Below are 12,779 nucleotides of genomic sequence, written 5' to 3' on the forward strand. Positions count from 1 at the left end.
ATCTTCTTCTCGAAGAAAACACCCCGTACTCGGACATCTAACCCTGGAACCGGTACTCTTCGAGCAGCCTACGCCCGATGATCATTTTCTGGATCTCAGCAGTACCTTCGCCGATCAGCAGCATCGGCGCCTCCCGGTAGAGACGCTCGATCTCGTACTCCTTGGAGAAGCCGTAGCCGCCGTGGATCCGGAAGGCGTCCTCCACAACCTCTTTGCAGTATTCGGAGGCGAGGTACTTCGCCATTCCTGCTTCAAGGTCGTTTCGTTCCCCGGAGTCCTTTTTGCGAGCTGCGTTGACCATCATGGCATGGGCCGCCTCGACCTTGGTAGCCATCTCGGCCAGCTTGAACTGGATGGCCTGGTGCTGGGCGATCGGCTTTCCGAAAGTGTGACGCTGCTGGGCGTAAGCGACACCCAGCTCGAATGCACGCTGTGCGACACCACAGCCACGAGCCGCTACATTCACGCGGCCGACCTCGACGCCGTCCATCATTTGGTAAAACCCTCGGCCGGTGGTGCCGCCGAGTACACGATTGGCCGGAATACGCAGGCCGTCCATGATGAGCTCTGTCGTGTCGACGCCCTTGTAGCCCATTTTGTCGATCTTCCCGGGGATGGTGAGGCCGGGGCGGACCTCTCCGAAACCGGGCTCCTTCTCGACGAGGAAGGTCGTCATCGACTTGTGCGGGGCCGTGCCCTCGGGGTGGCCTTCGTCACTCTTGCAGAGGACCGCCACCAGAGTCGACGTTCCGCCGTTCGTGAGCCACATCTTCTGACCGTTGAGGACGAAGTCGTCGCCGTCCCGCGTCGCCTTCGACGTGATCGCCGAGACGTCCGAGCCGAGGCCCGGTTCGGACATCGAGAACGCACCGCGCACCTCGCCCGCCGCCATGCGGGGCAGGAAGTACTCCTTCTGCTCCTGCGTGCCGTGCTGCTTGAGCATGTACGCCACGATGAAGTGCGTGTTGATGATGCCGGAGACGGACATCCAGCCGCGCGCTATCTCCTCCACACACAGTGCGTAGGTGAGCAGCGACTCGCCCAGACCCCCGTACTCCTCGGGGATCATCAGGCCGAAGAGACCCAGCTCCTTGAGGCCGTCGACGATCGCTTGCGGGTACTCGTCGCGGTGCTCCAGCTCGGTGGCGACCGGGAGGATCTCCTTGTCCACGAAGTCGCGGACGGTGGAGAGGATCTCCTGCTGGATGTCGGTGAGACCGGCGGTCTGGGCGAGTCGCGCCATGGCTACTTCTCCTGTGACTTGAGCTCGGGGCGGCCGGGCTGCTCGCCGCCGCGCTCCTTGATGTACGTCTCGGTGGGGACCATCACCTTGCGGCGGAACACGCAGACGAGCGTGCCGTCCTGCTTGTAGCCCTTGGTCTCGACGTAGACGATGCCGCGGTCCGACTTGGACTTCGACGGGGTCTTGTCGAGGACCGTCGTCTCGCCGTAGATCGTGTCGCCGTGGAAGGTCGGCGCCACGTGCTTCAGGGACTCGATCTCCAGGTTGGCGATCGCCTTGCCCGACACGTCCGGCACGGACATGCCCAGCAGCAGCGAGTAGATGTAGTTCCCGACGACGACGTTCTTCCCGAAGTCCGTCGTCTTCTCCGCATAGTTGGTGTCCATGTGGAGCGGGTGGTGGTTCATCGTCAGGAGACAGAACAGGTGGTCGTCGTACTCGGTGACCGTCTTCCCGGGCCAGTGCTTGTAGACCGCCCCGACCTCGAACTCCTCGTAGGTGCGTCCGAACTGCATGATCCCTACGCCTCCGGGGCCTCGAACTTGGAGGTGCGCTGCATGCCCGCCGCGCGACCCTTGCCCGCGATGACCAGCGCCATCTTGCGGCTGGCCTCGTCGATCATCTCGTCGCCGAGCATCGCGGAGCCCTTCTTGCCGCCCGCCTCGGACGTGCACCACTCGTACGCGTCAAGGATGAGCTCCGCGTGGTCGTAGTCCTCCTGCGAGGGCGAGAAGACCTCGTTGGCCGCGTCGACCTGGCCCGGATGCAGCACCCACTTGCCGTCGAAGCCGAGAGCCGCGGCGCGGCCTGCGACCTCGCGGAAGCCGTCCACGTTCTTGATCTGCAGGTAGGGGCCGTCGATCGCCTGGAGGTTGTTGGCGCGCGCGGCCATCAGGATCTTCATCAGGATGTAGTGGTACGCGTCCGCCGGGTAGCCGGGCGGCTGCTCGCCCACGACCAGCGACTTCATGTTGATGGACGCCATGAAGTCGGCCGGGCCGAAGATGATCGTCTCGATGCGCGGGGACGCCGTGGCGATCTCGTTGACGTTGTTCAGGCCCTGGGCGTTCTCGATCTGCGCCTCGATGCCGATCTTGCCGACCTCGAAGCCCATCGTCTTCTCGATCTGGGTCAGGAGCAGGTCCAGGGCGACGATCTGCTGGGCGTCCTGCACCTTCGGCAGCATGATGCAGTCGAGGTTCTGGCCCGCGCCCTCGACGACCGTGACGACGTCTCGGTACGTCCAGTGGGTGGTCCAGTCGTTGACGCGCACGACCCGCGTCTTGCCGGTCCAGTCGCCCTCGTTCAGGAACTTCACGATGGTGTGCCGGGCCTCGGGCTTGGCCAGTGGCGCGCACGCGTCCTCCAGGTCCAGGAAGACCTGGTCGGCAGGCAGGCCCTGGGCCTTCTCCAGGAAGCGGGGGTTGCTTCCCGGCACCGCGAGACACGAGCGGCGGGGGCGCAGCCGGTTCACCGGCGTCGCGGGCGTTGTCATGCGGGGACCTCCAGAGGGTCGAGCTTGTTCGCTTTCCGGATCTCGTCGACGATGCGGCCGATGATTCCGGTGATGTCGAAGTCCTTCGGGGTGAAGACCGCGGCCACGCCCGCAGCCCTGAGCTGTTCGGCGTCGCCATTGGGGATGATCCCACCGGCGATGACAGGTATATCTGTGGCACCGGCCACACGAAGCCGTTCCAGCACGTCCGGGACCAGCTGGGCGTGCGAGCCGGAGAGGATCGACAGGCCGACGGCGTGCACGTCCTCGGCGAGGGCCGCGTCCACGATCTGCTCCGGGGTGAGCCGAATGCCCTGATAGACCACCTCGAAGCCGGCGTCGCGGGCCCGCACGGCGATCTGCTCGGCGCCGTTGGAGTGCCCGTCCAGGCCCGGCTTGCCGACCAGGAAGCGCAGTTTGCCCACGCCCAGGTCCCGCGCTGTCAGGTCGACCTTGCGGCGGACCTCACTCAGCGCCGAGCCCTCCTCGGCGGGCATCGCCACCGGCGCCGAAGAGACCCCGGTCGGCGCCCGGAACTCGCCGAACACCTCGCGCAGCGCCCCGGCCCACTCGCCGGTCGTGACGCCGGCGCGGGCGCACTCCAGGGTGGCCTCCATGAGGTTGCCGGTGCCCTTGGCGGCCTCCTTCAGGCGCTCCAGCGCCTTGCAGGGGCGGGGGTGGTTGAAGGGTGGCTGGTAGCGGGTGTCGCGCCAGTTCTGCAACGCGGAGATGACGCGGGCCTCGACAGCTGGATCGACCGTCTGGATGGCTGTGTCGAGATCGGCGGTGAGCGGATTGGGCTCGGTCGTCTCGAAGATGTTGACACCGACGATCTTCTCCTGCCCGGACTCGATACGGGCGCGGCGTTCGGCGTGCGAGGAGACCAGCTGCGACTTGAGGTAGCCGGACTCGACGGCGGCCATCGCGCCGCCCATCTCCTGGATCCGCTCGATCTCGGCGAGTGACTCCTCGACGAGCTTCGCGACCTTCGCCTCGATGACGTGCGAGCCCTCGAAGATGTCCTCGTACTCCAGCAGGTCGCTCTCGTGCGCCAGCACCTGCTGGATGCGCAGTGACCACTGCTGGTCCCAGGGCCGGGGCAGGCCCAGCGCCTCGTTCCAGGCCGGAAGCTGCACGGCACGCGCGCGTGCGTCCTTCGACAGCGTCACGGCCAGCATCTCCAGCACGATGCGCTGGACGTTGTTCTCCGGCTGCGCCTCGGTCAGACCGAGAGAGTTGACCTGGACGCCGTAGCGGAAGCGGCGCTGCTTGGGGTTCTCGATCCCGTAGCGCTCCTTCGTCACCTTGTCCCAGATACGGGTGAAGGCCCGCATCTTGCACATCTCCTCGACGAAGCGGACGCCCGCGTTCACGAAGAAGGAGATGCGCGCGACGACGTCGCCCATCCGCTCCTGCGGCACCTGACCGGAGTCGCGCACCGCGTCGAGGACGGCGATGGCGGTCGACATCGCGTACGCGATCTCCTGCACCGGAGTGGCCCCGGCCTCCTGCAGGTGGTAGCTGCAGATGTTGATCGGGTTCCACTTGGGCATGTGGCTGACCGTGTACGCGATCATGTCCGTGGTCAGGCGCAGGCTCGGCCCCGGCGGGAAGACGTGCGTCCCGCGCGACAGGTACTCCTTGACGATGTCGTTCTGCGTCGTCCCCTGGAGCCTGGTGATGTCCGCGCCCTGCTCCTCCGCGACGACCTGGTAGAGCGCCAGCAGCCACATGGCGGTGGCGTTGATGGTCATCGAGGTGTTCATCTGCTCCAGCGGGATGTCCTGGAACAGCCGGCGCATGTCACCGAGATGCGAGACCGGGACCCCGACCCGGCCCACCTCGCCGCGCGCGAGGATGTGGTCGGGGTCGTAGCCGGTCTGCGTCGGCAGGTCGAACGCGACCGACAGACCGGTCTGGCCCTTGGCGAGGTTGCGCCGGTACAGCTCGTTGGACGCCTCGGCCGTGGAGTGACCGGCGTACGTGCGCATGAGCCACGGCCGGTCTTTCTGGCGCTCAGTCATTTATGGACCTCCGGCCTCAGATGTTCCGGAAGCGGTTGATGGCCTCGACGTGCTTGGCGCGCATCTCCGGGTCGCGCACGCCCAGGCCCTCCTCGGGGGCCAGGCACAGCACGCCGACCTTGCCCTGGTGGAGGTTGCGGTGCACGTCGTATGCCGCCTGGCCGGTGTCCTCCAGCGAGTAGACCTTCGACAGGGTGGGGTGGATCTTGCCCTTGGCGATGAGGCGGTTGGCCTCCCACGCCTCACGGTAGTTCGCGAAGTGCGAGCCGATGATCCGCTTCAGGGACATCCACAGGTAGCGGTTGTCGTACTCGTGGTTGTAGCCCGACGTCGAGGCGCAGGTGACGATCGTGCCGCCCTTGCGCGTGACGTAGACCGAGGCGCCGAAGGTCTCGCGGCCGGGGTGCTCGAAGACGATGTCGACGTCCTCGCCGCCCGTGAGCTCGCGGATGCGCTTGCCGAAGCGCTTCCACTCCTTGGGGTCCTGGGTGTGCTCGTCCTTCCAGAACTTGTAGTCCTCGGCGTTGCGGTCGATGATCGCCTCGGCGCCCATGGCGCGGCAGATCTCCGCCTTCTGCGGGCTGGAGACGACGCAGATCGGGTTGGCGCCGCCGGCCAGCGCGAACTGGGTGGCGTAGGAGCCGAGACCGCCGCTGGCGCCCCAGATCAGGACGTTGTCGCCCTGCTTCATGCCCGCGCCGTTGCGCGAGACGAGCTGCCGGTACGCGGTGGAGTTCACCAGGCCCGGCGCCGCGGCCTCCTCCCAGCTGAGGTGGGCGGGCTTGGGCATGAGCTGGTTGGACTTCACCAGGGCGATCTCCGCGAGACCGCCGAAGTTGGTCTCGAAGCCCCAGATGCGCTGCTCGGGGTCGAGCATCGTGTCGTTGTGGCCGTCCGAGGACTCCAGTTCGACGGAGAGGCAGTGCGCGACGACCTCGTCGCCGGGCCGCCAGGCGTTGACGCCCGGGCCGGTGCGCAGCACGACGCCCGCGAGGTCGGAGCCGATGATGTGGTACGGCAGGTCGTGGCGCTTGGTGAGCTCGCTGAGCTTGCCGTAGCGCTCGAGGAAGCCGAAGGTCGACAGCGGCTCGAAGATCGAGGTCCAGACCGAGTTGTAGTTGACCGAGCTCGCCATGACGGCGACCAGGGCCTCGCCCGGGCCGAGCTCGGGCACGGGGACCTCGTCGACGTGCAGCGACTTGCGCGGGTCCTTGTCGCGTGTGGAGAGCCCGGCAAACATCTCCGTCTCGTCCTTGTGCACGGTGACCGCGCGGTACGACTCGGGGAGGGGCAGGGCCGCGAAGTCGGCGGCCGTGACTGCGGCGGAGCCGCTGTTCGATGCTGACTGCGATTGGATCGCGTCCAGGATTTCCTTCATCACGGGTTGCCTCCGGCGGATGGGGTCTCCCCTGCTCGAGCAGAGCCGAGAGCTTGGGGAAGCGTTGGGAGAACGCTGCGGGAACGTCGGGTGGGGTGGAGCTCTTGGGTGAGGTGCCGTCGGTTCGGCGGAGGTGGTGCTCGGCAGCGCGTTGTGGCGCGGAAGGTTGCCTGTGACGCAGGCGTCCGGGCGCGCTCGCCTTGTGGCTTGCGGGGACAGCCGGCGTACGGATGTGCTCTGCACGCCGGCCGCCCGGACAACATCAACGTATGGCACGGCGTGCCAGGCCGCAAGACACTGCGTGCCAACAATTTCTCTCACTTGTCATCTGCCGGTAACAGATGAGCGATGATCGATCAGATTCGGCTGCTGCGGGCCTGCTACCAGCCGCTTTGGGTGGGTGGCCACGCATCGGCGCCACCGCCCTCGAGCAGGGGGACCTCCGTCGCCCGGCGGAACGCCTGCCCACAACGGGACACGAAAACGGCCCCCTCCGCGGGGCGCGGAGGGGGCCGGATGCGGCGGGCTAGCGGGCCCGCAAAGCGTCCTCGATCGTGCGCATGACCTCGTCCAGAGGAGCGTCCGTGCGGGCCACCGTGACAAGCACGTCACCGCCGGTGGCCACCGCCGCCGGGGCGGGGTGGGAACCGGTGATGCGCCCGGCCCCGATCCCCGTACCGAACGTCTTGCGCACGATGGCGAAGGCGTGGTCCAGCTGGGCCTCCACGTCGCCTTGGCCCCCGGCCCGCAGCCAGCGCCGCAGTACGTGGTTGTGGGCCGTGACCACGGCCGACGCGGCGACCTCGGCGAGCAACGGGTCGTCGTTGGCGTCGTCGTCATGGGCGTGCTCGTCGAAGTGGCCCAGCAGATAGCGGGTGAACAGCCGCTCGTAACGGGCCACCGAGGCGATCTCCGCCTCGCGCAGCGTCGGGACCTCGCGGGTGAGCTTGTAGCGGGCCACGGAGATCTCCGGCTGGGCCGCGTACATCCTCATGACTTCCTTGATGCCCCGGCACACCGTGTCGAGCGGGTGCTCGTGCGGGGGCGCCGCGTTGAGCACCGCCTCCGCCCGGACCAGGGTGTCGTCGTGGTCCGGGAAGATCGCCTCTTCCTTGGAGCGGAAGTGCCGGAAGAAGGTCCGGCGGGCGACGCCGGCCCTGGCGGCGATCTCGTCGACGGTCGTCGCCTCGTACCCCTTGGTCGAGAACAGCTCCATGGCCGCGGCAGCCAGTTCTCGGCGCATCTTGAGCCGTTGGGCGGCGGCGCGACTGCCTGCGGCACTTTCCGGAGCGTCGGGCGCAGTCGACGTACGGGAGGACTTGACGGGCTGGGACATGCCCCGAACGTACTGCATCCGCGCACGGGAGCGCGTACGACCGGGACTCCCCCCGCCCGGAGCGGGGGGAGGGTTTCCGGCCGGATCGAGCAGTCCGCCCCAGTCGGCGCGCTCCCCGGACCAGTCCTCGTGTGCCTCAGCGCCGTGCATATTCGCGGAAGCCGCGGCCCGTCTTGCGGCCGAGGCAGCCCGCGGCCACCAGGTGCTCGAGTAGCGGCGCCGGGGCGAGTCCCGGATCGCGGAACTCGCGGTGCAGGACGCGCTCGATGGCCAGCGAGACGTCCAGGCCGACGACGTCCAGGAGTTCGAACGGGCCCATCGGGTAGCCGCCGCCCAGCTTCATCGCCGCGTCGATGTCGTCGAGCGAGGCGTAGTGCTCCTGCACCATCTTGATCGCGTTGTTGAGGTACGGGAACAGCAGTGCGTTGACGATGAAGCCCGCGCGGTCGCCGCAGTCCACCGGGTGCTTGCGGATCTTCGCGCAGACCTCGCGGACCGTGGCGTGCACGTCGTCCGAGGTCAGAACCGTGCGCACGACCTCGACCAGCTTCATCGCCGGTGCCGGGTTGAAGAAGTGCATGCCGATCACGTCCTGCGGGCGCGAGGTGGCACGGGCGCAGGCGACGACGGGCAGCGACGACGTGGTGGTGGCCAGGACGGCTCCCGGCTTGCACACCTTGTCGAGCGTGGCGAACAGCTGCTGCTTGATCTCGAGGTCCTCGGCGACGGCCTCAACTGCGAGATCGACGTCGGCGAACGCGTCGTACGAACCGGCCGGAACGATGCGGTCCAGCGTCTCGGCCGCCGCCTCCGCCGTCATCCGTCCCTTGTCGACAGAGCGCGAAAGCGACTTGCCGATACGGGACTTGGCGGCCTCGGCCTTCTCCTGGCTGCGCGCGGCGAGCACGACCTCGTACCCGGCCTTGGCGAAGACCTCGGCGATGCCGGACGCCATGGTGCCCGAGCCCGCGACGCCGACCGAGCTCACGGGGCGTCCGGCCGCGAGCTGCCCACCCTCGAGCGGGGTCAGCGCGTCCCGGACGACGGTGCCGCTGCCCGGCGCCTCGTACGTGTAGAAGCCGCGGCCCGACTTGCGGCCGGTCAGGCCCGCCTCGCTGAGCTGCCTGAGGATGGGCGCGGGCGCGTGCAGCCGGTCGTGCGAGGCGGCGTACATGGCCTCCAGGACGGTGCGCGCGGTGTCGATGCCGATGAGGTCGAGCAGCGCGAGCGGGCCCATCGGCAGGCCGCAGCCCAGCTTCATCGCGGCGTCGATGTCCTCGCGGGACGCGTACTTGGCCTCGTACATCGCAGCGGCCTGGTTGAGATAGCCGAACAGCAGGCCGTCGGCGACGAATCCGGGGCGGTCGCCGACCGCGACGGGCTCCTTGCCGAGTTCCAGCGCGAGGTCCGTGACGGCCGCGACGGCGGCCGGCGCGGTGAGCACGGAGGAGACGACCTCGACGAGTTTCATCGCGGGTGCCGGGTTGAAGAAGTGCAGGCCGAGCACGCGCTCGGGCCGGGCGCAGTCCGCGGCGAGCCGCGTGACGGACAGCGCGTTGGTCCCGGTGGCGAGGATCGTGTCGGGGCGGACGATGCCGTCCAGCTCGCGGAAGATCTGCTGCTTGATCTCGTACGACTCCGGGACGACCTCGATCACCAGGTCGGCGGGTGCCGCCGCCTGAAGGTCGGTGAAGGTGCGGAAGCGGGCCAGCACATCGCCGCGCTCCTGCTCGGTGAGGCGCCCGCGCTGCACGGCGCGCGCGGTCGAGGCGGACAGGGCGTCGACGGCGTGCGTGGCGGCGGCCTCGCTGATGTCGATGCCGATGACCTCGCGGCCGGCACGGGTGAGCACCTCGGCGATGCCGGTGCCCATGGTGCCGAGTCCGACGACGGCGATGGTGTTCAGGGAACGCAGAGGAGTGTCCATCGAGGACTCCAGAAAGGTGGAAGTGACGACTGAGGACCCGTGCGCCAAGCGCAGGCAGCGGGCGGAATTGGTGCCGCTTCCGGGCTGCGCGTCTGCAGTGCGCTGCACACGCCCGGAGGGGAGAACCGACGGGGCCCTGTCCCGGAGCCGCGTCGTACTGCGGTACGTGGAGTACCGAACCGACTTCCTCGCGGCGGCTGCGTCACCAGGCCGCCATGAGTGTGGTGCGGGGAGTGTGTCCCGCTCGTATGAGCTTAACCGGTGAGTAACGAGCGCGCCAGTCCCCTGGTGCTGTGACATGCCCCCTGGGTCTGTGACGTACGTCGCCGCTAGTCTCGGGCGCCATGGACGACAGCATGGACGAAGAGTCGCGAGCGCTCACGGTCCGCTTACGGAAGGAGTCGGGTGGGTCGGAGGCGTATGAGCGGCTGGTCGCGACCGACCGCCTCGACGAGCTCGCGGCCGTACTGACCGCCGGGGGCCAGCCGCTGTGGGCCCGTGAAGTCGCCGCGTTCCGCCTCGGCCGCGCCGGCGACCGGCGCGCGTTCGAGGCCCTCGTCCTGCTGCTCAACCACCGGGACCCGGAACGCTGTGCCTCAGCCGCCCATGCGCTGGCGCGCCTTCGGGACCCGCGGACGGCCCGGGCCGCGGCGGCCCTGGCGACGAACGAACTGCGCACCGCGTACGCGCTGTACCCCGTGCGTCTGCTGACCGAACTGCGTGCCCCCGAGAGCGCACCGGCACTCATCACCACGCTCGAACGCCTGCTGTCGCCCCAGAACCCCTACTGGCGGATCGCCCTCGCCTGCGTGGAGGGCCTGGGCGCCCTGGGCGACCCCCGCGCCCGCCCGGTCCTCACGGCAGCCGGCACCCATCCCCGCCTGGCAGCCGCAGCCTCGGCCGCGCTGGCCCGGCTGCGGGGCTGACGCCGTCGCCGGCCGTCGTCCTCAGGCCAGCCGGGTGCTGTACCGCACCTCGGGCACCTGAACACCGTCCACCTCGAAGGGCTCCCGGGCACCGTCCGGCGCGAGGCCGGCGCGCTCGTAGAAGCGGCGGGCGCGGGCGTTGCCCTCGAGCACCCAGAGCCGGAGCCATGTGTGCCCCGACGCCCGGCAGCGGGTCATGCAGTGCTGTATGAGAGCCCGCCCCACGCCGGTGGAAAGCTGGGAAGGATGCACGTACAGCGCGTACAACTCGGCGTCACCGGTGGTCGCTTCACCGTCCCGGTAGGGGCCGTGGCAGGCCCAGCCGACGACCTTGCCGCCGCGCTCGGCGACGACGTTCACCACTGGACCGGCCCCGCCCTGCGCGAGACGCTCGCGGCGGCGGGCGGCGTCCTCGTCGACGCTCATGACGTCGAGGAAGCGCTGCGGTATCAGACCCGCGTACGCGTTCTGCCACCCGCGTACGCGTATCTCGGCCACCGCCTCGCAGTCGGCTTCGGTCATCTCACGGATGTGCACGTCCATGTCACGCATCCTTACTCGGGACGACAGCGAAGGCCTCGGCAGTGGCGAAGTCAGCAGCGGTCACAATGCCGCGGGGGGCGTGGATGTGGGTGAGTCGGACACTCATACGCCCATCCTCGCCCAGGACCATCCACGCCCCCAGCGAATTACCTCTCTACTGCTCTACGTCTATTGCTCTACCTCTCCTGCTCTACCGCTCGCCTGCTCCGCTCCGGCGTTCAGCCACGGAAGCCCAGTAGCCCGTGCAACGCCCCGCCCCGCGAAGGAGGCGAGCTCTTTGCGGCCTGCGGTTCGGGATCGGGGAGGGTCTGGCAGACCGCGTCGGCCTCGCCGGTGCCGCGCGGGACCTCGCCGGTGGACAGGTACGTCGCCAGGTGGCCGTCCAGGCAGTCGTTCCCGCCCAGAGTGATCCCGTGGTTTCCGCCGCCCTGTTCGACGACCAGGCTCGAGCCGCGCAGCTCGTTGTGGATGACGACGCCGCCCTCGTACGGTGTGGCCGCGTCGTCCGTCGCCTGGAACAGCAGTACGGGCGGCAGGGAGTCGTTGGAGACGTCTGTCGCGGACAGCGGGCGCGTCGGCCAGAAGGCGCACGGCGCGTTGTACCAGGCGTTGTTCCAGGCCATGAACGGTGCCTTCGCGTACACCTGCCAGTTGTCGGTGCGCCATTGGTTCCAGTCGCGGGACCAGGACGCGTCCCGGCACTGCACCGACGTGTAGATGCTGTAGCCGTTGTCGCCCTCGGCGTCGACCGCGCCGAAGGTCTCGTACGCCTTGACGAGCGCGGCGGAGTCCTTGTCGTTGACGTAGGCCGCGAACGCCTGGGCCAGATGGGGCCAGTAGCCGTTGTAGTAGCCGCCGGGGATGAAGGTGTCCTCGAGCTCGGACGCCCCGACCTTCTTGCCCGCGGGGTTCTTGGCGACCGCGGTACGCATCGCGTACCACTTGGTCTCGACCAGCGCGGGGTCGGTGCCGAGCTTGTACGTCGCGTTGTGCTTGGCGATCCAGGCCATGAACGCCTTGTGGCGGGCGTCGAAGGCGTAGTCCTGCTGGATGTTGTCGTCGTACCACACGCCGGTGGGGTCGACGATCGAGTCCAGCACCATGCGGCGTACGCGGTGCGGGAACAGCTTGCCGTAGACCGCACCCAGGTAGGTGCCGTACGAGTAACCGAAGTAGTTGATCTTCGACGCCCCGAGCGCGCCGCGGATCACGTCGATGTCCTTGACGGCGCTCACCGTGTCGATGAACGGCAGCACGTCGCCGTACTTGTCGGCACACGCCTTCGCGAAGGCCTGGGCCCGGTTCAGATTGGCCCGTTCGATCGCCGGGGTCGACGGCACACTGTCGGGCCGTACCGCGTTGAAGTGGCCGGGACGGCAGTTCAGTGCGGGCTCGCTGTCGCCCACGCCGCGCGGGTCGAAACCGATGACGTCGTACTGCGCGGCCACCTTCTTCGGCAGCGACGAGGCGACGAAACCGGCCAGTGTCAGACCGCTGCCGCCGGGGCCGCCAGGGTTGACCAGCAGCGGGCCCTGGGAGGTCTTCGCGGTGTGCGGGACACGGGACAGCGCGAGGGTGATCTGCCGGCCGCCCGGCCGTTTGTGGTCGAGCGGCACCTTCACAGACGAACACTGGAGCGTCGGATAGTCCTCGGTGGCGCACTTCTTCCAGGTGAGCTTCTGAGGCTTGATGGCGCTCTGGGTGGTGTGCGGGGCGGAGTCGGCGGTCGCGCCGGCCGGGACCGCTGTGATCATCCCGGCCGCCACGGCGGCGACGCCGCACAGAGCGGCTGCTCTCTTCTTCAATCGGGCTCCCAGGACTGCGGGGGGTTAGGGCCGTAAGTGCCACGGCCCCCGCGCATCGTCCCGGAAGTCCGGTTGGAAGAAGGGGTGTTCTGGAAAGAAATG

10 protein-coding genes are annotated in these 12,779 nt (G+C 68.5%); 1 reads left to right on the forward strand and 9 read right to left on the reverse strand.

Annotated elements, in window-relative coordinates:
* Positions 1-37: 37 nt before the first annotated feature.
* The 7 genes from ACSMXV_RS33980 to ACSMXV_RS34010 all read right to left on the reverse strand — a co-directional run bounded on the left by ACSMXV_RS33980 (position 38) and on the right by ACSMXV_RS34010 (position 9,403).
* The gene (locus ACSMXV_RS33980) at positions 38-1,243 is read right to left on the reverse strand and encodes an acyl-CoA dehydrogenase family protein (RefSeq protein ID WP_181657590.1); all 1,206 of its coding nucleotides are present in this window, start codon (positions 1,241-1,243) and stop codon (positions 38-40) included.
* A 2-nt stretch (positions 1,244-1,245) separates the two neighbouring features.
* On the reverse strand, positions 1,246-1,758 hold the full coding sequence (locus tag ACSMXV_RS33985) for a MaoC family dehydratase (protein ID WP_181863853.1): 513 nt from the start codon (positions 1,756-1,758) through the stop codon (positions 1,246-1,248).
* Between the two features lie 5 nt (positions 1,759-1,763).
* The gene (locus ACSMXV_RS33990) at positions 1,764-2,738 is read right to left on the reverse strand and encodes an HpcH/HpaI aldolase/citrate lyase family protein (RefSeq protein WP_181657588.1); all 975 of its coding nucleotides are present in this window, start codon (positions 2,736-2,738) and stop codon (positions 1,764-1,766) included.
* Entirely contained in the window at positions 2,735-4,762 is a 2,028-nt protein-coding gene (locus ACSMXV_RS33995; RefSeq protein ID WP_473174951.1) for a protein meaA, read from the reverse strand. Before ACSMXV_RS33995 ends, ACSMXV_RS33990 begins: the two co-directional genes overlap by 4 nt.
* A 16-nt stretch (positions 4,763-4,778) precedes the next feature.
* Positions 4,779-6,140, reverse strand: coding sequence for a crotonyl-CoA carboxylase/reductase (gene ccrA, locus ACSMXV_RS34000; protein WP_473179151.1), 1,362 nt, complete (start codon positions 6,138-6,140; stop codon positions 4,779-4,781).
* Positions 6,141-6,666: 526 nt separating this feature from the next.
* Positions 6,667-7,476, reverse strand: a complete 810-nt coding sequence (locus ACSMXV_RS34005) for a TetR family transcriptional regulator (RefSeq protein ID WP_246458986.1) — start codon at positions 7,474-7,476, stop codon at positions 6,667-6,669.
* Positions 7,477-7,612: 136 nt separating this feature from the next.
* Positions 7,613-9,403: a 3-hydroxyacyl-CoA dehydrogenase family protein gene (locus tag ACSMXV_RS34010; protein ID WP_473174952.1), complete on the reverse strand. Its 1,791-nt coding sequence runs from the start codon at positions 9,401-9,403 to the stop codon at positions 7,613-7,615.
* A 356-nt stretch (positions 9,404-9,759) separates the two neighbouring features.
* Between ACSMXV_RS34010 and ACSMXV_RS34015 the strand changes: the two genes are divergently transcribed.
* On the forward strand, positions 9,760-10,329 hold the full coding sequence (locus ACSMXV_RS34015; protein WP_473179152.1) for an adenylosuccinate lyase: 570 nt from the start codon (positions 9,760-9,762) through the stop codon (positions 10,327-10,329).
* A 21-nt stretch (positions 10,330-10,350) separates the two neighbouring features.
* Here the strand turns inward: ACSMXV_RS34015 and ACSMXV_RS34020 are convergent, their stop codons facing one another.
* Entirely contained in the window at positions 10,351-10,872 is a 522-nt protein-coding gene (locus tag ACSMXV_RS34020; RefSeq protein ID WP_473174953.1) for a GNAT family N-acetyltransferase, read from the reverse strand.
* Positions 10,873-11,090: 218 nt separating this feature from the next.
* Positions 11,091-12,677: an alpha/beta hydrolase gene (locus tag ACSMXV_RS34025; protein ID WP_473174954.1), complete on the reverse strand. Its 1,587-nt coding sequence runs from the start codon at positions 12,675-12,677 to the stop codon at positions 11,091-11,093.
* Positions 12,678-12,779: the final 102 nt, after the last annotated feature.

It is taken from the genome of Streptomyces sp. DSM 42067 (genome assembly GCF_055792885.1).